The organism is Halomonas sp. AOP7-B1-5, from assembly GCF_052353045.1.
Lineage (GTDB): Bacteria > Pseudomonadota > Gammaproteobacteria > Pseudomonadales > Halomonadaceae > Vreelandella > Vreelandella colorata.
This window is the reverse complement of sequence record NZ_JBQTDC010000005.1, coordinates 80,005-103,598: the sequence shown is the minus strand read 5'-3', so window position 1 is coordinate 103,598 and position 23,594 is coordinate 80,005. Positions and strand designations below refer to the sequence as shown.

Here is a 23,594-nt window from a genome sequence, read left to right as displayed (position 1 = left end):
TATGTCCGACACGCCGGTCGATTTGGACGAACTGCGGCAGCGTATTGATCAACTGGATGGCGATATTCTACGCCTGATCAGTGAGCGTGCTGACTGCGCCCAGAAAGTCGCTCACGTTAAGCTTGCTCAAGACAAAGATGCGGTGTTTTACCGTCCTGAGCGCGAAGCGCAGGTATTGCGGCGTATTATGGCGCTAAACCAGGGGCCTCTTGATTCTGAAGAGATGGCGCGGCTGTTTCGCGAAATCATGTCGGCGTGTTTGGCTCTTGAACAGCCAGTTAAGGTTGCGTATCTGGGCCCTGAAGGCACGTTTACCCAGCAGGCAGCCTTAAAGCACTTTGGCGGCAGCGCTATCAGTCTACCCATGGCGGCCATTGATGAAGTCTTTCGTGAAGTGGAAGCCGGCGCGGTTAACTACGGTGTTGTGCCCGTTGAAAACTCAACGGAAGGCGTAGTTAACCATACGCTCGACACTTTTATGGATTCTTCTATCCATATTTGTGGTGAGGTCGTATTACGTATTCACCATCATCTGTTGATTAGTGATACGACGCGGCGCGATAAAATATCCCGTATCTATTCCCATCCCCAGTCTTTTGGACAGTGCCGCAAGTGGTTGGATGCGCATTATCCGCACGCGGAACGTGTACCGGTGTCGTCTAATGCTGAAGCAGCCAAGCTGGTAAAAACCGAATGGCACAGCGCGGCAATCGCTGGCGACATGGCCGCAAAGCTTTACGGCCTTGAGCGTATTGCCGATAAAATTGAAGACCGACCGGATAATTCGACCCGGTTTTTAATTATCGGCAATCAGCAAGTGCCCATGGCGGGTGACGATAAAACGTCGGTTGTGGTGGCCATGCGTAACTTGCCCGGCGCGCTACATGATCTGCTAGAGCCTTTCCATCGCCATAAAATTGATTTGACGCGTATTGAAACGCGCCCGTCACGCAGCGGTGTCTGGAATTACGTATTCTTCATCGATTTTAAAGGCCATGCTGATGAGCCTCGAGTCGCTGCCGTGCTGGAAGAAGTCAGGCTGCGTGCCTCTGAGCTGCGTGTCTTGGGTTCTTATCCGCAGGGCGTGCTGTGACGGCTGCAGTATTGCCGGTAAATGGTATGCCTTCCTGCCACGAACAGCGCCTGCTGATCGTTGGCTTGGGCTTGATTGGCGGGTCCTTGGCGGCGGCCTTGCGTGCCTCAGGATTTAAGGGTGTGATCACGGCCTGTGATCCAAGCGAAGATGAAATTGCCCGCGGTATCGATATGGGATTAATCGATACCGGTGGCGTGGCGCTTGCTGATCAAGTGGCAGGCGCCAGCATGATCGTTATCGCGGTACCTGTGTTGGCAATGGAGTCGGTGATGGCATCGCTTGCAGACCTGATCACACATGCTGCTAGCAACGTGGTATTAACGGATGTAGGTAGCACGAAAGCGACCATCCGAGACTGCGCGGCGCGTGTGTTTGGCCGAGTACCGCCCAATATGGTTTTGGGCCATCCTATAGCAGGCTCAGAAAAGAGCGGTGTGGCGGCGGCTAACCCGGCGCTTTATGTTCACCACAACGTTATTTTGACCCCTGAGCCGGATGTTGATCCAGATGCTTTGATGCGGGTGCGCGCGTTGTGGCAGGCCTGCGGTGCCTGTGTGCTGGAGATGGACGTTGAGCGTCACGATCAGGTGTTGGCGCGGACCAGCCATTTACCCCATCTATTAGCATTTTCATTGGTTGATACGCTTGCCCGTCAAGACGAGCGTCTTGAGATATTTCGATACGCCGCCGGAGGTTTTCGCGACTTTACGCGTATCGCTGGCAGCGACCCGGTGATGTGGCGGGATATCTTTACGGCCAATCGCGAGGCGGTGCTGACGTCACTGGATGATTTTGAAGCAGGTCTTGCCCGGCTGCGCCAAGCGATTGAGCAGGGCGATAGCGATGCCCTTATTGCGACCTTCGATCGTGCCAGCCACGCACGGCATTACTTTGATACGTTATTGAATAAAACCAGCTATCAAGCGGAATATAATATGCAACCACAAGGTAAGGTAACTTATCGAGTACGGCCAGGCGGCCAGGCTCAAGGCCGTTTACGCGTACCGGGCGATAAATCCATATCGCACCGCTCCATTATGCTGGGCGCCCTCGCCGAAGGCGTGACTGAGGTCAAAGGGTTTCTTGAAGGTGAAGATAGCCTGGCCACGCTGCAAGCCTTTCGTGAAATGGGCGTGGCGATTGAAGGTCCACACCAGGGGCGTGTAACAATTCACGGTGTGGGAATAAAGGGCCTTAAAGCACCGGCCGGACCAATTTATGTTGGTAACTCTGGAACCGCCATGCGGCTGTTCGCGGGGCTTTTAGCCGGGCAGGCATTTGATAGTGAGCTTACTGGTGATGAGTCGTTGACCAAACGCCCTATGGCACGGGTGGCTGACCCGTTGCGTTTGATGGGGGCTTCTATTGAAACGGCTGAGGGTGGCCGTCCGCCACTAAAAATTAAAGGTGGCACGGCGCTTAAAGGCATTTTCTACGATATGCCCATGGCTAGCGCCCAAGTGAAATCATGCCTACTGTTGGCCGGGCTTTATGCCGAAGGTGAAACGCGCGTACGAGAACCGGCGCCAACGCGTGATCATACTGAGCGTATGCTTAATGGTTTTGGCTATTCAGTGTCACGCGAAGGTGACACCTGCTGGTTGCAGGGTGGCGGAACCTTAAGCGCTGGCCCCATTGACGTCCCCTCCGATATTTCATCGGCGACGTTCTTTATGGTGGCCGCAGCGATTACGCCAGGGGCCGATATCACCCTTGAGCATGTAGGCATTAACCCGACCCGTGTTGGCGTCATTAATATTCTTACGCTGATGGGCGCCAATCTTGAGCTTCTTAACCAAGCTGAAGTGGGCGGCGAGCCGGTGGCCGACATTCGCATTCGATATGCGCCGCTTAAGGGTATTGATATTCCGGTCGACCAAGTGCCGCTTGCGATTGATGAATTCCCTGCGCTATTTATAGCCGCCGCTAACGCCCAAGGAACAACGCGCTTGCGTGGTGCTGAAGAACTCCGCGTTAAAGAGTCTGATCGTATTCAGGCCATGGCCGATGGGTTGGCAATTTTAGGCGTTGAGCATACGGTAGTTGAAGATGGTATCGATATCCTGGGTAACGCTGACGCACAAGTGCCAAGCTACGGCGGTGGACGCATTGATAGCCTGGGTGATCATCGTATCGCCATGGCGTTTACGATTGCTTCACTGCGGGCTAGTGACGACATTATCATTGATGACTGCGCCAATGTGGCAACGTCATTCCCCAGCTTCGTTGAACTGGCTAATAAAATTGGCATGAGGGTTAACGTGGAGGGGCAGCATGACTAAGCGTATCCCTGTTCTGGCCATTGATGGACCCGGTGGGGCAGGCAAGGGAACCATTAGTAGTTTGGTTGCCGAACGTTTGGGCTGGCATTTGCTGGATAGCGGGGCGCTTTATAGGCTAACGGCTACCGCAGCGGTGAAGCACGGTATTGCGCTTGATGACGAAGAGGCAGTTGCCGCATTAGCAGAGTCGCTGGATGTCGCTTTCCCCATTGAGGGCGGTAAGCCCCGTACGCTGCTTGAAGGTGATGATGTAAGCCAGTCGATCCGGACCGAACAAACTGGTGAGTTGGCTTCTCAGGTAGCTGCGCTACCCGCCGTTCGTGCGGCTCTGCTTCAACGACAGAGGGATTTTCAGAAGGCGCCAGGGCTCGTGGCCGATGGCCGTGATATGGGAACCGTGGTATTCACGGATGCGCCATTAAAGATATTTTTAACCGCTAGTGCTGAAGAACGTGCGCGTCGACGCCATCTTCAGTTGCAGGAAGCGGGCATGAATGCTAGTCTTTCGAGTCTTTTGAAGGAGATTCAGGCACGCGATGCACGCGACACGCAGCGCAGCGTGGCACCTCTCAAGCCGGCAGATGATGCCATTACGCTTGATACCACGCGCCTGAGCATACCGGAAGTGGTTGAACGGCTGACGGAATTGCTTGCCCTGAAAGGGTTGGCATCCGACACCTGATTCTCCCTTGCGGCGTTTTTGGAAAGGTGTCACGACGTGGCAGGGCGGCAGTTCATATGATCGTTCATATCAGTGAGCCCGGTCAGGTCTAACCAGCGCTAACACCTCCAAAAGCAGAGTGACATTAGGCCCGTACTCGCTGGTGGTACGGAGAAGGCATTTATGCCTCAACAACGTTGATCACGTAGGAAAACCATGAGCGAAAGCTTTGCTGAACTGTTTGAACAGTCCCTTAACGACATTAACATGGAGCCAGGCGCTATCGTCGCGGCTCAAGTTGTCGACATCGATGGCGACTGGGTTACCGTCAATGCTGGTCTTAAATCTGAAGGCCAGATCCCGGCGGCACAATTCCGCGATGAAAATGGCGAGTTAAACATCGCTATCGGTGACGACGTTCACGTTGCACTGGAAGCCGTAGAAGATGGCTTCGGTGAAACACGTCTGTCCCGTGAAAAAGCCAAGCGCGCAGAAGCTTGGAAGATTCTGGAAGCCGCCTTCGAGAAAGACGAAATCATCAAAGGCGTGATCAACGGTAAAGTCAAAGGCGGCTTCACTGTCGACGTCGACTCTATCCGTGCCTTCCTGCCGGGTTCTTTGGTCGACGTACGTCCGGTTCGCGATACTGCGCATTTGGAAAATAAAGAGCTGGACTTTAAAGTCATCAAGCTTGATCCGAAGCGCAATAACGTTGTTGTTTCTCGTCGTGCCGTTCTTGAAGCTGAAAACAGTGCCGAGCGCGAAGCGCTGCTGGCAACGCTTCAGGAAGGCCAGCAGATCAAAGGTATCGTTAAGAACCTGACAGACTACGGCGCGTTCGTAGATCTGGGTGGTGTTGACGGCCTGCTGCATATCACCGATATGGCGTGGAAGCGCATCAAGCACCCGTCTGAAATCGTTGCTGTTGGCGACGAAATCAACGTTAAAGTGCTGAAGTTTGACCGTGAGCGCAACCGCGTTTCATTGGGTCTGAAGCAATTGGGCGAAGATCCGTGGGTCAACATTAAGCAGCGTTACCCGGAAGGCACCAAAGTACATGCTGTGGTCACTAATCTGACCGATTACGGCTGCTTTGCTGAGCTGGAAGAGGGCGTTGAAGGTCTGGTTCACGTTTCTGAAATGGATTGGACCAACAAAAACATCCATCCGTCTAAAGTTGTCCAAGTGGGCGACGATGTTGACGTCATGGTGTTGGATATCGATGAAGAGCGTCGTCGTATTTCTCTGGGTATCAAGCAGTGTACTGCTAATCCGTGGGAAACGTTTAACGCTGAATACAACAAGGGCGACCGTGTTTCAGGTACCATCAAGTCAATCACTGACTTCGGTATCTTTATCGGCCTTGAAGGCGGTATCGATGGTCTGGTTCACCTATCCGATATTTCCTGGACAGAGACTGGTGAAGAAGCGGTTCGTAACTTCAAGAAAGGCGATGAAGCCGAAGCCGTTATTCTGTCTATCGATCCTGAGCGTGAGCGCATTTCTTTAGGTATCAAGCAAATGGATTCCGATCCTGTTGCTGAATACCTGTCTGTTAACGATAAGGGCAGCATTGTGACTGGCCGTATTGTTGAAGTAGACGCTAAAGAAGCACACGTTGAGCTGGCAACCGACGTTATTGCCATCCTCAAAGCCTCTGAAATCAGTGCTGACCGTATTGAAGACGCGCGTAATGTGCTGAACGAAGGCGACAGCGTTGAAGCGCGTATCATTAATGTCGATCGCAAGAGCCGTCAGATTAATCTGTCGATCAAAGCGAAAGAGCAGGATGATACCCGTCAGAACCTGAAAAAGCTGCGTGATCAAGAACCCGAAGCTGGTGGTCCGACCACTATCGGTGATCTGATCAAACAGCAGATGGGCCAAGACTAAGCTATTTAGTCGCTGGTTCTAAGAAGCGCCGCCCTATGGGCGGCGCTTTTTTTTGTATGTGAATTTATGGTTTTCTAATAGTGTTGTTTTATTAGATTGACGCTAATGACGTATTTAAACGTTTATAAAATTACATTAAACACTTAAAAAAATATTAGTAGTCGAATGAAAACCGTCTAGACTATTGTCAAAGTGTAGTTTTAAAGTAATAATGAGCGCGCATTCTGAACTAATGGATATTGTGCAGGTCAATTCAGTATCTAGTAGATAAACCTGAAGTATAAGGACTCCCCCATGTCACTTCTAAATGAATATATTCAAAAAGAGCAGCAACTTAAGCAGCTTCAAGAAGACTTGCAACGTCTTGAAGGCGATCAGCGTTTAAAAAGCGAGTTGGAATTCAAAGCTAAGCTTGAAGCGCTAATGAACGAGTTTGGTAAACGTCCCGCAGATGTTATTGCACTGCTAGATCCTGCAAATGATCAGCGTGGTACGAAAGCGTCGGCAGGTAATAATGCGAATCGCCGTAAGCGCCGTCTTAAAATTTACAAAAATCCAAAAACGGGTGAAGTAATTGAAACCCGAGGTGGTAACCATAAAGGTTTGCGTAGCTGGAAAGACGAATACGGTGACGAAGCCGTAGAGTCATGGCTGGAAAGCATGGAAGACTAAATAGTAATGATCGGCATTTCTACTAGGAAATGCCGTTTTCATTTTTATCGTTGTTTAAATCTCTAAAATAGTAGCCTGAAGATCCATCCTTAGTTGATAGCGGCTAGCATAGCAGCGGGATGCTTAATCTAGCGAGAAGGGCATGCTGTGAAGCGACAGTGCTTCTCTGCAAAGCTTCGGTCTATTTTTTGTGTTAATTGATCGAGGAAACATTGGAAATGTCGCCTCTGCATTATTTGATCGGCAGCGCTAGACGATAACCATCGTGGGGATTTTCAAGGTATACTCCTATGGCGTATCGTAGGTAAGATGGCATTGAATAGACCCTTAGCGTATTTGCTTTTATTAATTAGTAACTCTATAAAAAGGGATTGGGGTTGCTTAGCTCTCTGCAGAATGCGTGACCTATCGCCGCACATTGAGCTGACGGGCCAGAAGCTACGTACAGGTGCCTCAGGTGCTGTGTCACGTTTGCCATAGCCTACTTACCTTGATTGCCACCGCTAAAGAAGAATTGAGAGTAGTTTAATAGTAAACTAGGGTCTGTGTTGAGCGAGTCGACGCTCCGTCGGCGACGTTAGACAATTTGCAAAGTTGCTGCTGTAGGGCGTTTTACTAAGCGTATTTACAGCTCAGATTTTTAGGTCGCATGATCATGCGTCACATGGGTTGGCCATGTATTTTCTGAGCGCTTGTGCTACCGGTATGGATTGTTTTCAGCCTTGTTAGCCTTTATTGAACATCTGATGAACTATAGTATTGCTGGCAAGTGGGTATATCATTGCCTATATATACTCATGTGTTGCAGGGGCAGGCATTCTCCCTTTCTTTGCTAGGTTATGTGCAATTGCCTCACCCTGCATCAACAGATCCGCATTGATAGGGCTGTGCGTTATGATGGCTTGTTAGTTACATTCCATCAGGCAAATAGTCATTTTTAGGTTAACTTTACGCAATTGAACACACTTGTGGAAAATGCCTGTCTACCAGGTGCTTCGACCATTTCAAGTAAGGTGTAAATGAAACATCAATGAAATATCACAAAGCTCCAAAACAGTTGGATGAGCGTGACAAGCTGCGTAAGTTTCGTGAGTTGGATGATGCATTTGCTCAGGCATTACGTCAGCTGGAAGATCCTAATAGTGGTTTTGACATTCCAACAGGGCCTCCCGTACGCTCCTTAGCCGCGTTAGAAAAAGACGATGCAGTCGAACAGCAGCAGGTAAGAGATCGTTTGTTCGAGCAGCAGCTGAAAGCGCTAATGAGCGAATATGATCAGTCTGACCAAGTATTAAATGAATTGATTTCAACATTGTTAGAATATGACCTCTGGCCTCAAGACGAAGCTCCCGCCATTTCTACGCCTTAAGGGCTTGTGTACGTCTGTTGATGGTTTATCGCTAACCGTTCGCAGGCCTTACTGACGGTAGCGATAAATACGTAAGCTAGGTAGGTACGCGTCGTGCTCAATCTTCTCATCGCGTCTTTTAGCCCGCGTTCGCTCTAAGGGCGGTTGTAAAGAGGGCGAGTTAACTTGAGGTAGGCGCTTATCAGGGGCGGGAACAAGCAGGGGCATGGCAATATTAAGAGCCCGTCGCGAATGCCCATCAAGCAACGGTTCAGTAAAAAAGAGGTTGGCTCGCATCAAAGGCGCTTGTGCTTGCACCTGAGCCAATATTTCATTGCTAGGCAGGGCGGCCAGCTTGCGTAACTGGATACGTACGTGTGGCGCTTCGGTATCCAGCAGCATTAATTTTCGTTCCGCCTCTTGGACACTCAGCCGCTTGATAGAGCGGCCACTGCTATACCAGGCAAGCCGTATGCGTGAGACGGGCGCCTCAGCGATAGGTAGATGTCGCCAGCACTGTTTAAGATGCAGCCTGGCAAAGCCACTGCGCCGCAGTACATTGTCTACGTGAGGGTGTCGTTGCGGTAGGCGGTGTTTAATTTCTCCAAACGCTTTTGGAGAGAGCGCTTTTATTTTTTGAATTAATTCGCTAATCGCTGTTTTAGCATGGTTAATTGCGTCTACTGCTTCGATAAGCGGTTCGTCAGCGGCAATTACCCCTACGTAATTACGTGTTTCCCGCCCGTCCTGGCCTTCCTGATGCCACATATCCAGCAGCGCGTGGCGCAGCCAGTCGGAATCAACGGTGGGCTGATGCAGGACCCACGTAGCCGGGCGCTGCCGTTCGTACAGGACCAGGGCCACCTCAATAGTGCCAACCAGATGGTCAAATCGATCATCAAGCTCATGCAATAAGCGATAAGCGGTTACGTCGGGTTCCAGCATGGCCAATATTTACCTCACCTGATCAACAATCCGTTAAGAAAGAGGCGCATCTTTATCAGCTTGTGCCAACAGGGTGTCTAGATCAGCTTCGTCCATGGCGGACTCGCCTGCGATTCGGTGAGATTCTTCTGCCCACGCGCCAAAATCAATTAATTGACAGCGTTTGCTGCAAAACGGTCGATAGGTGCTTTCAGGTGACCATGCAACCGCTTTGCCGCATTGTGGGCAGTTAACTTCAAGCGGGGCATCATTGGCGGAATGAGACATAACAAAAAAATCCTAAAATTAAAAAATTAAGTCAGCCGTTACGATAGGCTCTGTCCAAGCGCTCGACTTGTTCCATCAAGTGGGCATGGTTACCACTGTTATCAATCACGTCGTCGGCTTTCGCTAAGCGCTCTTCACGGGGAAGCTGAGCGGCAAGAATTGCGTGAACTTGCTTAGCGCTTACCCCATCGCGGGCGAGCGTGCGTGAAAGCTGCATGTCGGGCGGTACATCCACCACGATTGAACGGGCAACTAAAGCATCTTGGCCAGATTCAAAAAGTAGCGGTGAGACGAGTAAAACGTAAGGCGAGTGACCAGATAGATGTGTCAGGTGTTCGATCAGGCGCTCTCTGATTCGAGGATGTGTTACCGCTTCAAGCCACTGACGTTTAGATGGGTCTTCGAAAATCAGCGAGCGCAGCATCGCTCTATCAAGCGTGCCATCTGTTTTGGCAACACGCGGACCAAAGTAATTGATGATTGCGCTTAGTGCAGGTTCGCCTGGTTTAACCACTTCCCGGGCGACATCGTCGGCATCGACCCAGCCAATACCTAACGATTCAAATGCGCGTGCAACCGTTGATTTTCCTGAACCAATACCCCCGGTTAAGCCAATAATCATAGCCGCCCTTCAATACGTTCTTTGAGGTTTCATTTTACGCGCTTTTGAGTGGAAAGTCGGTACCTTCCGATTGATATCCTGACCATAAACAATGATTGAAAGGCCAGGAAGTGGAGCAGTGTTGAGGCCTTAGGGATAAGAGAGATAGACAGCCATTAGATCGTTACCTACTAATAAACATACCCATCCCGCAATCGCCAGGAAGGGGCCAAAGGGAAGAGGAGCACCACGTAGGCGTGGAAAACTTGCTTGCGCAATAATGCCGACAATTGCCCCAAGGCCCGCTGAGAGTAATAACAGTAACGGTAAAAATGTCCACCCGAGCCAAGCACCCAAAGCAGCCAGAAGCTTGAAATCCCCATAACCCATGCCTTCTTTGCCCGTAAGCAGTTTAAACGTCCAAAAAAAACTCCAAAGTATTAGGTAGCCCGCCATGGCGCCTACGACTGCATTAGTCAGTAAGAAGGGCTGAAAAACTAGTTGATATAACAAGCCGGCCCAGAGTAGTGGCAGTGTCAGCACATCGGGCAGAAGATACGTGCGAAAATCGATAACCGCGAGTGCTAAAAGTGTCATGCACGCGGCATAAATAAACAGGCTCGAAATGCTAAGTCCATGGAGTAACGTAACGGCCAAGGCAAGCAGACCCCCCATCAGCTCAATAAGAGGATATTGCGGGCTGATAGTGGTTTGGCAGTTTGCACAACGTCCACGCCGTTTGATCCAGCCAATCAGAGGAAGGTTATCGTGCCAGGCAATGGGTTGTTCACAGCGCGGGCATAGCGAACCAGGTGTTGCCAGATTAAAGCGCGAGGAGTGCTCAATAGGCAGCTCAAGTGCCGTGCGTGCTTCATGGCGCCAGTGATGCATCAGCATGACGGGAAGGCGGGTAATCACCACATTTAAAAAACTGCCCAGGCAAAGTCCTAATACAAAGACTGCTACACCAATACCCAATGCCGACGAACTCATAACGCTCCTTAATAGGCCTACAGAATGCTGCCCAGTTCAAATATCGGTAAATACATTGCAACCACGATACCTCCGACTAGAGCTCCCAGCACAACGATAATAAAAGGCTCGATTAGAGAGGTTAGCGCGTCGACATGGTTGTCGACCTGCTCTTCATAGTAATCGGCTACGCGCAGAAGCATGGTGTCCAGCGCGCCAGCCTCTTCCCCAATACTTACCATCTGAATCGCTAAGGCGGGGAAGCAATTGGTCATTCGCATTGAAAAATGCAGCTGTTGACCTGTGGCTACATCTGATTGGGCCTGGTGTACTGCCTGTTCATACACTTTATTACCTGTTGCGCCCGCAGCTGTTTCCAGTCCCTCCACTAAAGGAATTCCAGAGGCGAAGGTTGTCGCCAGTGTGCGAGAAAAGCGGGCGACGGCGGCTTTATCGATGATGCTACCGATAATAGGTAGGCGTAAGAGTAAACGGTGTAGGTGAAAGACAAGCGTTGGGGACCGCCGTGTTAACCATCTGAGTACGAGCGCAGTGGCTAATAGTAGCGCTGTCATGGGTAGCCAGTACTCTTGAGCAGCCACCGATAGATTAACGGTGAATTGGGTAATCGCCGGCAGTTCAGCACCGAAGCTTTGAAACATGCTTTCAAACTGGGGCACTACTTTAATCAGTAATAGCAGCGTAATAACGATACCTGTGAGCATCACGATAGCGGGGTACCAGAGGGCTTTTTTTACACGGCCTTTGAGTGATTCAACCTTTTCTTTATAAAGAGCGTTGCGCTCAAGCATTTTAGCGAGGGTACCTGACTGCTCGCCTGCATCCACCATATTGATGAATAAGCGATCAAAGTGTTGCGGATGGCGTCGTAAGGAATCCGAAAAACTTGTTCCTGAGGCTACATCATTGGATAGCTTGTGAACCGTGGCGACCAAGGCTGGTTTTTTAAGACTTTCCGCGACTACTCGAAAAGCTTGCAGAAGCGGGATGCCTGCTTGAATCATGGTTGCCATTTGGCGTGAAAAAATCATGATGTCATAAGGTTTTATTCGGCCATGGCTACGCAGGCCATTTTGTTTATGGATACGGCGAACATTAATATTTTGTTTGGTTAGTGTAGCGATAACCTCCGCTTTGTTATGGGCAATGGTTTCTCCACTCAATAAGCGTGCTTGAGGTCCAAGGCCTGTCCACTTCCAGCGATACAGTCGAGGAGAATGCGCCTTGTGTTTAGCGGTATGCCGGGCCATGCGTTACTCCTTACTGATCCGGTTGATTTCCTCAAGACTGGTAACGCCTTGGGTAACGTAATGGAAACCACTCTGACGAAGCCCTGGGTATCCTTCCTTTTTAGCTTGCTGATCAATATCAATAGCCGGTGCATTTTGCATAATCAGTTGCCGGACGGCTTCTGAGACGGGCACGACTTCATAAACACCGATTCTTCCCTTATAGCCTTGTGTACATTTCTTACAGCCAACAGCGTGATAGAAGGTAGCGTGTTGAATATCAGCGTTCATAAAGCCTTCGCTGTACAGCGCTTCGATAGGAATGTCAGCAGGTTCTTTGCAGTGGTTACACAGTTTGCGGGCAAGGCGCTGAGCAATAATAAGGCTAACAGAGCTTGCGATATTAAACGCTGAAACGCCCATGTTGGATAAGCGAGTCAGTGTCTGTGCCGCAGAGTTAGTATGTAGCGTTGAAAGTACCAGGTGCCCCGTCTGCGCTGCTTTTACCGCTATTTCCGCGGTTTCCAAATCGCGTATTTCACCCACCATAACCACGTCAGGATCTTGGCGAAGAAAAGCCCGTAATGCATGGGCAAAATCCAGGCCGATTTTAGGCAGAACATTGACCTGATTAATGCCCGGCACCTTGATTTCAACAGGATCTTCAGCAGTACAAATGTTGCGTTCTACTTTATTAAGTAGCGTAATGCCCGTATACAGCGAGACCGTTTTACCGCTCCCCGTAGGACCGGTTACCAAAATCATGCCTTGCGGTTGCTTTAGCGCCTGTTCATACAGCGCTCGCTGATCGTCGGTAAAACCCAACTGGTCAATTCCCAATTGCACGGCCGCAGGATCAAGTAAGCGAAGCACAATTTTCTCACCATACACTGTAGGGAGAGAATTGATGCGCAGCTCCAATGACCGAGCGTCTGACAGTGCCAGTTTAATGGCGCCGTCTTGAGGGAGGCGCCGCTCGGAAATATCGAGACGAGCCATAATTTTTAAGCGGGCGGCTATCTGATGGCGCATTGCTTTGGGTGGCTGGGCGACTTCAATAAGCACACCGTCAATACGAAATCGGATTCGAAAAAGTTGTTCATAGGGCTCGAAATGAATATCCGAGGCGCCTCGATCAATAGCGTCCAGGATCACCTTATTAACCAGTTCAACGACAGGGCCGTCATCGACATTCAGTGTTGTATCATCAAGCGTAGCGCTTTCTTGAACGTCAATAGAAGAGGCGTGGCTCACCTCATCATTTGTGTTCTTTAATGCAGCGTAGCGATGATGGTTAAGGTAGCTATCTAGTACAGCTTCTAATTGGTCGAGGGGCGCAAGAATGCCCTCAATACAGATGACATCCAATGCAAATCTTAACTCGTCAAGTTGGCATAGCACCGATGGGCAAAAAACAGCCACGATTAATTGCCGTTTCTGAAGTGCTAGCGGGAGCACTTTTAATGATTTTAACAGGCGAGAAGGAAATATAGAGGCTTCAGGTAGTGCCTGCAGCTGTACAGCGTCTAAATCGATAATCGGCAAACCGTATTCGTAAGCCGCCGCTGTGGCTGCAGTAATCGAGCCGACTAGCTTTTGTTCAACGACATATTGTAATAACGAAATGCCCGATGCTTGGGAGACTATGCCCGCTTTTTCTGCCTGATCATAGCTTAAAAGCTTATTTTTGATTAAACGACTAGCCAGTCCTGAATTCATTGGCAGCTCAAGAAAGTAATTTTATAAGGTGCTGATATTAGTGTATTTATTGATTATCTAAAGTATAACTAATAACTATGTTCCTATGGTAGAACATCAAAAACAATATTTTTATTAAAATATTGGTTAATTATTATTTGGTTTGCTTTATTGTTTGGGAGGCGTAGTAGGAAGCCTATTAGAGCGCAGCGCCTGTGGTGAGAGTTGTGGAGGGAATTTTTTCTACGTGATTCAATGGGGGCGGGATGAAAAAATATGCTAAGAATATCAGCGGCGTGAGTTCTCAATGTGGTTTTACTCTTATAGAGCTAATGGTCGTAATTGCCATTATCGGTATTTTAATGATGGTGGCGGTGCCGCAATATGGCAATTATCTTGATAAAGCTTCATTAACAGCCTGTGAAGGCGAGTTGGCTTCCTTTCGCAATGTAATATTGACTGATTATGCCCTCTCGCAGACAGCAGAGGTTGATGCGGAAATTTATAATGATTTTGATTTTAATTCCTGTGTCATTGATGCATCGACAGTTAGCAAGAAAGATTTAGCTGCGGCTTTTATAAGCAGAGAGCCAACCGATGACGTAGACGATATTAGAACCTACCGTGGTGAGAGTGCTGGCAGTATCAAGATTCAAGCTGGCAATATTATGCCTGAAAATTCTTGATATTAATCAGGTCATAACTGACGGATTTATCTAGATAAGTCATTTTATTTCCACACTGTCTGCGTATTTCCTCTCTACACTGTAGGCTTCTGTGTCAGGCTGGGAGCTTACGATGAAACATGCTAACTATATGGTCTTATTGAGTATTTTAGGGTTGCTTCTTGGCGTAAATACCGCTTTTGCGCAGCCGGCCCATGCTCCGGCACATGGTGCACGTGATAACAATGGGCACCACGAACAGCGACATCATAAAGACGCTCGCCCATCACGTAATGAGCGCAACGATCAGTATGTTGATTTACCACGTGTGAACGAGCGCGAGCTGATACGTCTATTGCGTGAGTTCAATGCACCGGCAACAGCGTCATTGCCGCCGGGCATTCAACGCCAGCTTGAACGGGGCAAGCCTTTGCCTCCTGGCATCGCTAAGCGTTTTGATAGGTCAATCGCCACTCAATTACCCAGCTACCCCGGCTATGAGTGGGAGTATGTCGGCCACGATGTGGTATTGATCGAGGCAGCAACGCGGATAGTGGTTGATATACTGGTGGACGCACTTCGTTAATATTTACGCTCTTACTGCGGGGCGTGACTTAAAAAGTCATAGTGTGTGACTATGCTCTGAAATTTTAGCCATGTGTTTAAAGGACAGAAGAGCATGCATACATTGGAAGAACGTTTAGCGCTAACGATTTCAATCGCTCAAGAAGCGGGGGAACTCATTCGTAAGGCTCGCGCAGAACAGTCGTTCTCGCAACGCTTAAAGGCTGACGAAGAATTGGTCACCGATGTTGACGTAGCCGTCGATCAGCTCATACGTCAGCGCTTGAATGGTTACTTCCCTGGCGAGGCGCTACTGAGCGAAGAGTTGGCGCCAGAGCGTGCGCTAGATGCCAACGTTGCAAAGCTCTGGGTCGTTGACCCTATCGATGGAACGGTCAATTTTGCCCAGGGTTTAAAGCATGTTGCCGTGTCTATTGGTTGGATGGAAGAGGGCGTTGGCAAAGTGGGAGTGGTGCATGCGCCTTTCTTGAATGAAACATTTAGCGCGGCAGAAGGGCTAGGTGCTTTTTGCAACCAGCAGCCTATCCAGGCGGGCAAGGTAAGTTTATTAGCTGAGACACTAGTGGGTACCGGTTTTCCTTATCAGAAAGAGGCCCGGCTAGCTTTGATGCCTCGATTGGGGGCTGTCTTGGCCAAGTGTCGTGACGTCCGACGTAACGGTGCCGCCGCACTTGATTTATGCGATGTCGCTTGTGGTCGTCTAGGCGCTTATTACGAAACGGTTTCACCCTGGGATTTTGTCGCCGGCTGGGTGATTGCGCGTGAGGCTGGCGCTACTGTTGGGCATCTCGCAGCAATTCCTGAAGGCGTGCCTGCCGATTTATACCCCAAGGAGTTGTTGGTAGCTGCGCCAGCTGTATACCAGGCGATGGAACGGCTGCTGCTCGATGCCAGTCAGTGATAAGCCCTCGGTTGACAAAGGCAACTCGTTGTCATGGCAAATACTTGAAAAGAAAGCGCAAAAAGAGCTTTTCATTTGCCTCGTAAAACGCTAGTATACGCACCGTCTTAAGGCAAATGCCAACGAGACATCGGAGTGTGGCGCAGCTTGGTAGCGCGTTGCAATGGGGTTGCAAAGGTCGCAGGTTCGAATCCTGTCACTCCGACCAATTAAGTAAAAAACGCCGCTTAAGGGTTACACCGAGCGGCGTTTTTTTATGCCTTCAAAATCGCCTCGACTACACTGTCATTGTGCGTGGCCGTTATGCATTGCCCTTGCTGCTGTAAGAGCAAAGTCGGCGCTAAACTCGCTGACGGTCAGCCCGATACACTATACCCGGTATATAATATCTGCTGTTTTGAGCGTAGAAAATGCTTCTGCGCTAGTGCTCGACTAAATATAATGAGTAATGATAATGCCGCATTACTCAACTCCCACATTAAAATGTAGCTGAATGGAGGAACGCGATATGGACCGCATTTTTGCCTGGGATGATCGTCGAGGCCAGGTGGTTTACCGTATACCCGGCCATACTCACAAGAATGGGCGTGAGGATAGCGATCTATCGCCTGTATGGCTGCCCACCGATGCATCTGAATTGCCGGAAGGGGTTAGCGTAGATGACCTGCGAAAAGTCACAGTAGAAGAGTAGAGGGCTAAGAGAAAGCACTGATTACGTTACTGATGTAGCTCATCAGTGCTTGTCGCGGTTTATTCGGTCAATATATCGATAACTTTGACTTCGTAATCATCGTCATGGACAGCGACTACTTTAAGGGTAACGTCTCGTGAAACCTGGTTGTACTCATCGCGTTTATCCTTTAGGCCATAATTTTCACATTCATCGCCTACCGAAAGTTCTTTATCAAAGTCCGTCTTTGGCAGCATTAAAATGTCGTCAATCATAATGGACATTATCTTTCTCCTTGATCTGCATTATTCCCTGGTTCTATGACTTTATGAGCAAACTTTGGTTGCACCGATTTGCTAGGTAACGCTTATAAAAATGCTGTTTTAATACTTATTAATAATTTAAGAAAAAAGCATAATTAAAAAAACCGTCAGCGCGTAAAGCGGACGGTTTTAAATGCAAAGCCTAGCAAAGTGCAGATTTACTCTGCCGCTTCATGGTCCGCCAGTGCCGCAGCAACGGCTTCTTCCCACTGACCCTCCGTAATGCCCCAATGCTCCATTTCTGCTTGATCTGCGCTACCCTCGGCTGCAGCGCGGAGTTTTTCAACGGAACCACTTTCAAAGCAGTGTTTGGCGAATGCTTTTGTCTTGCCATCACGTAATTGATCAATCATCGTCATAACTTTTTCCTTTCCTTGGTAGATATCGGGACATGCATCAGCTAGCCCGAAGGCTTGTGATTAAGGATGCAAGCCTTAAACGAACGCCTCTGTACCGTACATGGACATCGTATAGTGTAGATCGTTTACTGTTTTTTGCTTATGTGTCTTAGGTTTAGGCGCTCAAGAGGCAAGTGATGCATCAATAATAATTTTAGTCGCAATGCCCGCTAGTAGCAGCATAATCAGATTATCGAACCAGCGATGGGGCAATCGCTTGCCTAGTTGGGCTCCCAAAGGCATACCGATAAGAATAATTGCCAGAGCGATCACGCTGTAAAGAGAAAGTTGTGGAGTCAATATACCAGCACTGAGCAATGCGGGGATTTGTACGCAGGTAATTGAGACAAAAAAGACTGAAATAGAGCCGATAAAGACGGGCCTTTCCAGCTGCATTGCATTAAGAAACGTAATGGAGGCAGGGGCCGACATGCCCGCTGCGCCTTGAAGCACGCCGCCTAATAAGCCTACTGGAATGACAATGCGTGAAGCCGTCGCATATGGCATGGCTAAACGTCGCCTCGTCAGCTTAATAATTAAGTACAGGATGATAGCGCCCGCAACGCCTAACGAAAGTATTTCCGGAGAAAGAGCTACTAACCCCCACGTGCCTAAAATAATTCCTAGAGCGCCAGCTACTGAAAAAGCTGCCAGAAAGCGAAGAGGTAATAAATGACGCCGGTACTGCCATACCTGCAGCATATTGCTAAATAAATTAGGTGCAACAAGCACCGCGATAGCGAGCTTGACGTCATAAAGCATTGTTAGCACCGGAACTACGAGTACTGGTACGCCAGAACCAATAGCGCCTTTTACAATACCGGCGGCAAAAAGAGTCAGCAGAGCGATTAACAAGGTTTTGTCCTGGCTTCTATAGCGCATTACAGCCGTTATCACGGCTGCAATGCGTAAGGTTTATCGCGCAATAGTACGTTTTTGAGAACGTATTATTTAAGAACGTAGCAGGGTGTATAGGGCTGACCATCCAGCTTCATTCGCCCTTGAGCGACAAACGAGGTAAGTAGCTCATCCAGGCGCTGCATTAAAGCTGGTTCTGCCGTGAGTACAAAGGGGCCATGCGCTTCAATGGCGCGTATTCCCTGCTCTTTAACGTTACCGGCCACAATGCCCGAAAACGCCCGGCGCAGATTCGCGGCAAGCTCGTGCTTGGGTTGCTGACGGTGCAGAGCAAGCCCAAGCATGGCTTCGTGGGTGGGCTCAAACGTTGCCTGAAATTCCTGGGCGATGGTCAAGCGCCAGTTATAGTAAAAGGCATCCTGTTGGTTACGACGAAACTCCTTGATAGTGTCAATGCCCTGACGCATTGCTCGGGCCACCGCCACTGGGTCACCGGTAATGATCGTGTAATAGCGACGAATGTCCTCGCCCAGGGTATAAACCAGAAACTCATCTATTTTCTGGAAATACGCCGCTGAGTCCGCAGGTCCTGTAAAAATAAGCGGGTAGGGGATATCGCTGTTATTCGGATGCAGAAGTATGCCGAGTAGATAGAGAATTTCTTCGGCTGTACCCACACCACCGGGGAAAACGATAATGCCGTGCCCTAGGCGAACAAACGCTTCCAGGCGTTTTTCAATATCGGGCATTACCACCAGCTCATTGACAATGGGGTTCGGCGCTTCGGCGGCAATAATGCCCGGCTCCGAAATCCCTAGATAGCGGCCATCCTTACGTCTCTGTTTGGCATGGGCGACGTTCGCACCTTTCATGGGCCCTTTCATGGCGCCAGGGCCACAGCCGGTACAAATATCTAAATCGCGTAGGCCTAAGTGATAGCCCACATCTTTTGAGTACTCATACTCTTCACGAGAAATAGAGTGACCACCCCAGCAAACTACCAGGCTGGGGTCGCGGCCCGGCTTTAAGGTACCTGCCTTGCGTAAGATATGAAAAACGGCGTTAGTCGTACCGTCTGCAGTGCTAAGGTCAAACCGATTATGGTGCTGAATTTCATTATAGACGTAGACAATATCGCGAATGATAGACGAGAGATGTTCGCGAATACCGCGGATCATCTGACCATCGACAAAGGCTTCTGCCGGGGCATTGGTCAGCTTTAAGCGAATCCCGCGATCCTGCTGCAGCACTTCTATATCGAAATCCTTGTAAGCCTCAAGAATGGCGACACTATCATCGGTAGGCTGGCCACAATTTAATACCGCAAGCGCACAGCGACGCAGTAAGTCGTGTAAACCATTTTGCGACGTATTCTGAAGGCGATTGACCTCCTGCTGAGACAATACTTCCAAGCTCCCTTCGGGAGAAATAATGCTAGAGATAGTGGCGCGAGGTGTTATAGGTAAGGTCATTAGTGCATCGTTTCCTGGTCATTTTTCATCTTATCGCATACTACCACGCTATAGCAGAGGGTACAGCGCCACCAGCGTTAACCCTTACTGTGCTACCCTATGCGCAAAATGCGCGCACATGGTGGCTAAAGAAGATGGCGTTTTATTATGTTTAATGCCCTGTATTTTCGGACATTTATTACCTTGGTAGAGACTGGTAGTTTTACCCGAACGGCACACCGCCTGGAAATGACGCAGCCGGGGGTCAGTCAACACGTTCGTAAATTGGAAACGTATCTCGATAAGACGCTGCTGGAACGCAAAGGGCGCAGTTTCACGTTAACCGAGTCAGGGCGTCGCGCTTACGATTACGCCTTAAAGTTATTTGCCGAACATGAGCAGTTTCGCCACGGTTTAGATGATGACTCCCTGGATAGCGGCGACTGCCGGATTGCTTCGCCGGGCAGTGTCGGGCTCATGTTTTATCCGTATATTTTAGGGCAGCAGCAAATGCACCCTAATTTAACCGTCAACTATAGCTTTGCCTTTAATCATGAGATTGTGAATGACCTGCTGGAGGGGCGCTACGATATTGGAATCGTCACCGAAGCGGTTAACAATCCTGAGCTTACCTGCACACTCTGGCATAAAGAGCCTTTATGCTTGGTAGTGCCGGCGGATTTTGCTGGTAATACGCTGTCCGATCTCATGGGGATAGGATTTCTCAACTATTACGACGGCATTAACCACGCTAATGCGTTGCTGAGAGCTAACTATCCGGATGAGTTTCGCTCAATGACGCATTTTCGCCATCAAGGATTCACCAATGAGGTGAGTATGGTGCTGGACGCTGTCGCGAGGGGGCTGGGTTTCACGGTGGTATCACTATTGGTACTTGAAACCTCACCCTGGCAGCGCCAGGTAAAGGCGCTGACATTGCCCAATGCGGTTAATGAAGAGCTGTATCTGCTGCGTCGCCGTGACTCTGTGCTGCCTAAACGCTATGAAAAGCTGCTAGACGGCTTTTATAGGCAGCGTATTCAAGAAAGAACGCCTTTGATATCCGAATAAAAGCGATCAAAGGCGTTCATTAGCTGCTTACTGGTTTGCCGTACTCTTAGCGGCGATATTCATCGATACTGGGGCAAGAGCAGATAAGCTGGCGATCCCCAAATACATTGTCCACGCGGTTGACCGTTGGCCAGTACTTGGCTCCCATCACCGCCTCTGACGGAAACGCGCCCAGCTGGCGGTCGTAAGGCCGCTCCCACTGGCTGTCCATAATGTCTGCCTGGGTATGCGGAGCATTAACCAACGGGTTGTTCTCCAGCGTCCACTCGCCATTTTCGACACGTTTGATTTCTTCACGAATGGCAATCATGGCATCACAGAAGCGGTCGATTTCGTAAAGGGACTCGGATTCCGTGGGCTCGATCATCAATGTTCCCGGCACCGGGAATGACATGGTGGGTGCGTGGAAGCCATAGTCCATCAAACGTTTGGCGATATCTTCCTCGCTAATGCCAGACGTAGCCTTAAGCGGGCGAATATCGATGATACATTCGTGGGCCACGTGTCCGCTGGTTCCACGGTAGAGAATGGGATAGGACTCCTCCAAACGCTTGGCGATGTAGTTAGCATTGAGGATGGCTAACTGCGTCGCTTCACGCAGGCCGCGCGCACCCATCATCTTGATGTAGGCCCACGAGATAGGCAGGATTGAGGCGCTGCCAAATGCCGCCGCTGAAACGGCGCCGCTATCAGCGTTAACCCCGTTAATAGGGGTGACCACGTGATTGGAAACATAAGGCGCCAAGTGGGCTTTAACGCCGATGGGCCCCATGCCCGGGCCGCCGCCGCCATGAGGAATGCAAAAGGTTTTATGCAGGTTAAGATGTGATACGTCGCCTCCGAAATCGCCGGGGCGCGTCAACCCTACCTGGGCATTCATATTGGCACCATCTACGTACACCTGCGCGCCGTGCTGGTGTACTACTTCACATACCTTACGCACGTGAGACTCAAAGACGCCGTGAGTAGAGGGGTAGGTGATCATAATTGCCGAAAGCTTGTCGCTGTACTGCGCAGCTTTAGCTGTTAAGTCGTCAATATCAATATTGCCGTTTTGGTCACACTCAACCACCACGACGTCCATGCCGACCATGGCCGCACTTGCCGGGTTGGTGCCATGGGCAGAGCTTGGAATCAAGCACACAGTCCTGTGCGTTTCACCCTGGGCATCCTGATAGCGACGAATGGCCAGCAAACCCGCATATTCACCCTGAGCACCTGAGTTAGGCTGCATCGAGATATGATCGTAACCTGTGATTTCCACCAGAAACGCAGCGAGCTCATCAATCATTTGATGATAGCCTGCCACCTGGTCGCGAGGCGCGAACGGATGCAGGTGGGCAAACGCAGGCCAGGAAACCGGGATCATTTCACTGGTAGCGTTTAGCTTCATGGTGCAGGAGCCTAACGGAATCATCGCATGGGCAAGCGACAGGTCCTTATTTTCCAGCCGCTTTAGATAGCGCAACATTTCTGTTTCGCTGCGATAGCGATTAAACGTGGGGTGGCTCAGGAAATCGCTTTCACGCTGGCAGGCTTCCGGAATGCCTGTTGCGCCTTTGGCAATCGCCTGCTCGTCAAGAGCTGCCACGGAAAGCCCATGCTCGTTGCCCAGCAGCACGTCAAATAGCGTAGCAACATCTTGTGCAGTCGTGGTTTCATCCAGGCTGATGCCTACATCGCCATTGGCGAAATAGTGTAGGTTGATATCGTGTGTCATGGCGCGGCCATGGATTTTACCTGCATCTACCTGCGCTAAGCGCAGCGTATCAAACCAGCTGTCATGCGCTAAAGTGATACCCGCTTGCGTTAAGCCTTCGGCTAACAACGTGGTTAAGCGGTGGACGCGTCCGGCGATTTTGCGTAGCCCTTCAGCGCCATGGTAGGTCGCGTAAAAGCCTGCGATATTGGCTAAAAGCGCCTGCGCCGTGCAGATGTTCGAAGTGGCCTTTTCACGACGTATATGCTGTTCGCGAGTTTGCATCGCCATGCGCAGCGCCGTGTTGCCCCGGCTATCTTTTGAAACGCCGATGATCCGGCCGGGGATTGAGCGTTTGAGCTTGTCAGAGGTAGCAAAGAAAGCAGCGTGCGGGCCACCAAAGCCCATGGGCACACCGAAACGCTGCGAGTTGCCAACCACAATGTCGGCACCTAGTGCGCCCGGCTCTTTGAGAAGCACCAGACTGAGTAGGTCAGAGGCAACGCAGGTCATGATGTTACGTTCAGCGGCCGCTTTTAACAGGGGCGCTAGATCGCGCACATCACCGCTTGCCGATGGGTATTGGAGCAGCGCACCAAATACATCGTGGTCGGCCAGCGTATCTGCCGGGCCTGACACCAGCTCAAAACCGAAGAATGTGGCGCGGGTTTTTACCACATCCAAGGTTTGCGGGAAGATGTCGTCGGCAACGAAAAAGACGTTTGACTTGCTCTTTTTATTTGCCCGTTTGCATAGCGCCATCGCTTCGGCTGCTGCGGTGGCCTCATCCAGCAAGGAGGCGTTAGCCAGCTCCATACCGGTCAAGTCCATAACGACCTGCTGGAAATTAAGCAGCCCTTCCAGGCGACCCTGAGAAATTTCCGGCTGATAAGGTGTGTAAGCAGTATACCAACCTGGGTTTTCCAGCACGTTACGCTGAATAACCGCCGGCATATAGGTGCCGTAATAGCCCTGGCCAATATAGCTCTTGGCTACACGGTTTTGACGGGCCAGCTGGCTTAGGTATTCCAGTGCTTCTGCTTCACTGCTGGGGGCATCCAGATTGAGTTCGCGGCCAAGGCGTATGTCGCTGGGCACGGTTTGCTCAATCAGATCTTCCATGCGCTGCATATTGAGCACGTTCAACATGGTATCTACGTCGGCGGCGTTAGGGCCATTATGACGTTTGATAAAAGCATCGTGGTCGGCCAGTTCGGCCAAGCGGCGTGTTTCAAAAGGCATGAGAAGATTCCGAGCGTGAAAGAGAAGCTTTGCAGGGGGGCTAAAT

22 protein-coding genes and 1 tRNA gene are annotated in these 23,594 nt (G+C 50.1%); 12 read left to right on the top strand and 11 right to left on the bottom strand.

The genetic code is table 11. The features are described from left to right. The first annotated feature begins 1 nt into the window (after position 1). The 6 genes from pheA (at position 2) to ACT3XD_RS04570 (ending at position 7,973) form a co-directional block, all read left to right on the top strand. A complete protein-coding gene (pheA, locus tag ACT3XD_RS04595) occupies positions 2-1,093 on the top strand; it encodes a prephenate dehydratase (protein ID WP_018916052.1) in 1,092 nt (363 codons plus the stop codon). Positions 1,094-1,119: 26 nt separating this feature from the next. Then, positions 1,120-3,378: a bifunctional prephenate dehydrogenase/3-phosphoshikimate 1-carboxyvinyltransferase gene (locus ACT3XD_RS04590; RefSeq protein WP_192537886.1), complete on the top strand. Its 2,259-nt coding sequence runs from the start codon at positions 1,120-1,122 to the stop codon at positions 3,376-3,378. Continuing rightward, positions 3,371-4,060 carry a (d)CMP kinase gene (gene cmk, locus ACT3XD_RS04585; RefSeq protein ID WP_192537885.1) on the top strand — a complete coding sequence of 230 codons (690 nt, stop codon included), beginning with the start codon at positions 3,371-3,373 and terminating at the stop codon, positions 4,058-4,060. Before ACT3XD_RS04590 ends, cmk begins: the two co-directional genes overlap by 8 nt. A 195-nt stretch (positions 4,061-4,255) precedes the next feature. Then, positions 4,256-5,932, top strand: coding sequence for a 30S ribosomal protein S1 (gene rpsA / locus ACT3XD_RS04580; protein WP_192537884.1), 1,677 nt, complete (start codon positions 4,256-4,258; stop codon positions 5,930-5,932). Positions 5,933-6,226: 294 nt separating this feature from the next. Next, a complete protein-coding gene (locus tag ACT3XD_RS04575; protein WP_192538709.1) occupies positions 6,227-6,604 on the top strand; it encodes a histone-like nucleoid-structuring protein, MvaT/MvaU family in 378 nt (125 codons plus the stop codon). Positions 6,605-7,634: 1,030 nt separating this feature from the next. Beyond that, positions 7,635-7,973: a hypothetical protein gene (locus ACT3XD_RS04570; protein ID WP_192538708.1), complete on the top strand. Its 339-nt coding sequence runs from the start codon at positions 7,635-7,637 to the stop codon at positions 7,971-7,973. 48 nt (positions 7,974-8,021) lie between these two features. Here ACT3XD_RS04570 and ACT3XD_RS04565 read toward each other — a convergent pair whose 3' ends face one another. The 6 genes from ACT3XD_RS04565 to pilB all read right to left on the bottom strand — a co-directional run bounded on the left by ACT3XD_RS04565 (position 8,022) and on the right by pilB (position 13,706). Next, positions 8,022-8,897, bottom strand: coding sequence for a DNA replication terminus site-binding protein (locus tag ACT3XD_RS04565; RefSeq protein WP_192538707.1), 876 nt, complete (start codon positions 8,895-8,897; stop codon positions 8,022-8,024). Positions 8,898-8,930: 33 nt separating this feature from the next. After that, positions 8,931-9,164, bottom strand: coding sequence for a DNA gyrase inhibitor YacG (yacG, locus tag ACT3XD_RS04560; protein WP_018916059.1), 234 nt, complete (start codon positions 9,162-9,164; stop codon positions 8,931-8,933). A 31-nt stretch (positions 9,165-9,195) separates the two neighbouring features. Further along, a complete protein-coding gene (gene coaE, locus ACT3XD_RS04555; protein WP_192538706.1) occupies positions 9,196-9,786 on the bottom strand; it encodes a dephospho-CoA kinase in 591 nt (196 codons plus the stop codon). 129 nt (positions 9,787-9,915) lie between these two features. After that, positions 9,916-10,758, bottom strand: a complete 843-nt coding sequence (locus ACT3XD_RS04550; protein ID WP_192538705.1) for a prepilin peptidase — start codon at positions 10,756-10,758, stop codon at positions 9,916-9,918. Between the two features lie 17 nt (positions 10,759-10,775). Beyond that, positions 10,776-12,008 carry a type II secretion system F family protein gene (locus ACT3XD_RS04545; RefSeq protein ID WP_192538704.1) on the bottom strand — a complete coding sequence of 411 codons (1,233 nt, stop codon included), beginning with the start codon at positions 12,006-12,008 and terminating at the stop codon, positions 10,776-10,778. Between the two features lie 3 nt (positions 12,009-12,011). Continuing rightward, positions 12,012-13,706 (bottom strand): type IV-A pilus assembly ATPase PilB, encoded by a 1,695-nt coding sequence (gene pilB, locus ACT3XD_RS04540; RefSeq protein ID WP_192538703.1) that lies wholly within the window; start codon positions 13,704-13,706, stop codon positions 12,012-12,014. A 245-nt stretch (positions 13,707-13,951) separates the two neighbouring features. Here pilB and ACT3XD_RS04535 point away from each other — a divergent pair, with 245 nt between their 5' ends. The 5 genes from ACT3XD_RS04535 to ACT3XD_RS04515 all read left to right on the top strand — a co-directional run bounded on the left by ACT3XD_RS04535 (position 13,952) and on the right by ACT3XD_RS04515 (position 16,527). Then, positions 13,952-14,371 (top strand): type IV pilin protein, encoded by a 420-nt coding sequence (locus ACT3XD_RS04535; RefSeq protein ID WP_318782767.1) that lies wholly within the window; start codon positions 13,952-13,954, stop codon positions 14,369-14,371. Between the two features lie 112 nt (positions 14,372-14,483). Continuing rightward, on the top strand, positions 14,484-14,936 hold the full coding sequence (locus ACT3XD_RS04530) for an anti-virulence regulator CigR family protein (protein ID WP_192538702.1): 453 nt from the start codon (positions 14,484-14,486) through the stop codon (positions 14,934-14,936). Between the two features lie 93 nt (positions 14,937-15,029). Further along, a complete protein-coding gene (locus tag ACT3XD_RS04525) occupies positions 15,030-15,836 on the top strand; it encodes an inositol monophosphatase family protein (protein WP_192538701.1) in 807 nt (268 codons plus the stop codon). A 131-nt stretch (positions 15,837-15,967) separates the two neighbouring features. Next, positions 15,968-16,044, top strand: a tRNA-Pro gene (locus tag ACT3XD_RS04520). A 300-nt stretch (positions 16,045-16,344) separates the two neighbouring features. Then, positions 16,345-16,527 (top strand): hypothetical protein, encoded by a 183-nt coding sequence (locus ACT3XD_RS04515; RefSeq protein WP_192538700.1) that lies wholly within the window; start codon positions 16,345-16,347, stop codon positions 16,525-16,527. A gap of 59 nt (positions 16,528-16,586) precedes the next feature. On the opposite strand, the gene ACT3XD_RS04510 is transcribed toward ACT3XD_RS04515, so the two are convergent. From ACT3XD_RS04510 to ppnN, 4 genes are all read right to left on the bottom strand, one after another. Further along, the gene (locus ACT3XD_RS04510) at positions 16,587-16,790 is read right to left on the bottom strand and encodes a hypothetical protein (protein WP_192538699.1); all 204 of its coding nucleotides are present in this window, start codon (positions 16,788-16,790) and stop codon (positions 16,587-16,589) included. Positions 16,791-16,987: 197 nt separating this feature from the next. Then, the gene (locus ACT3XD_RS04505; RefSeq protein WP_018916069.1) at positions 16,988-17,188 is read right to left on the bottom strand and encodes a hypothetical protein; all 201 of its coding nucleotides are present in this window, start codon (positions 17,186-17,188) and stop codon (positions 16,988-16,990) included. A 162-nt stretch (positions 17,189-17,350) separates the two neighbouring features. Beyond that, a complete protein-coding gene (locus ACT3XD_RS04500) occupies positions 17,351-18,082 on the bottom strand; it encodes a sulfite exporter TauE/SafE family protein (RefSeq protein ID WP_192538698.1) in 732 nt (243 codons plus the stop codon). 92 nt (positions 18,083-18,174) lie between these two features. Further along, positions 18,175-19,557 (bottom strand): nucleotide 5'-monophosphate nucleosidase PpnN, encoded by a 1,383-nt coding sequence (ppnN, locus tag ACT3XD_RS04495; protein ID WP_225736219.1) that lies wholly within the window; start codon positions 19,555-19,557, stop codon positions 18,175-18,177. Between the two features lie 147 nt (positions 19,558-19,704). Between ppnN and ACT3XD_RS04490 the strand changes: the two genes are divergently transcribed. Then, entirely contained in the window at positions 19,705-20,607 is a 903-nt protein-coding gene (locus ACT3XD_RS04490; RefSeq protein WP_018916072.1) for a LysR family transcriptional regulator, read from the top strand. 46 nt (positions 20,608-20,653) lie between these two features. Here the strand turns inward: ACT3XD_RS04490 and gcvP are convergent, their stop codons facing one another. Further along, the gene (gcvP, locus tag ACT3XD_RS04485) at positions 20,654-23,548 is read right to left on the bottom strand and encodes an aminomethyl-transferring glycine dehydrogenase (protein WP_192538697.1); all 2,895 of its coding nucleotides are present in this window, start codon (positions 23,546-23,548) and stop codon (positions 20,654-20,656) included. Positions 23,549-23,594: the final 46 nt, after the last annotated feature.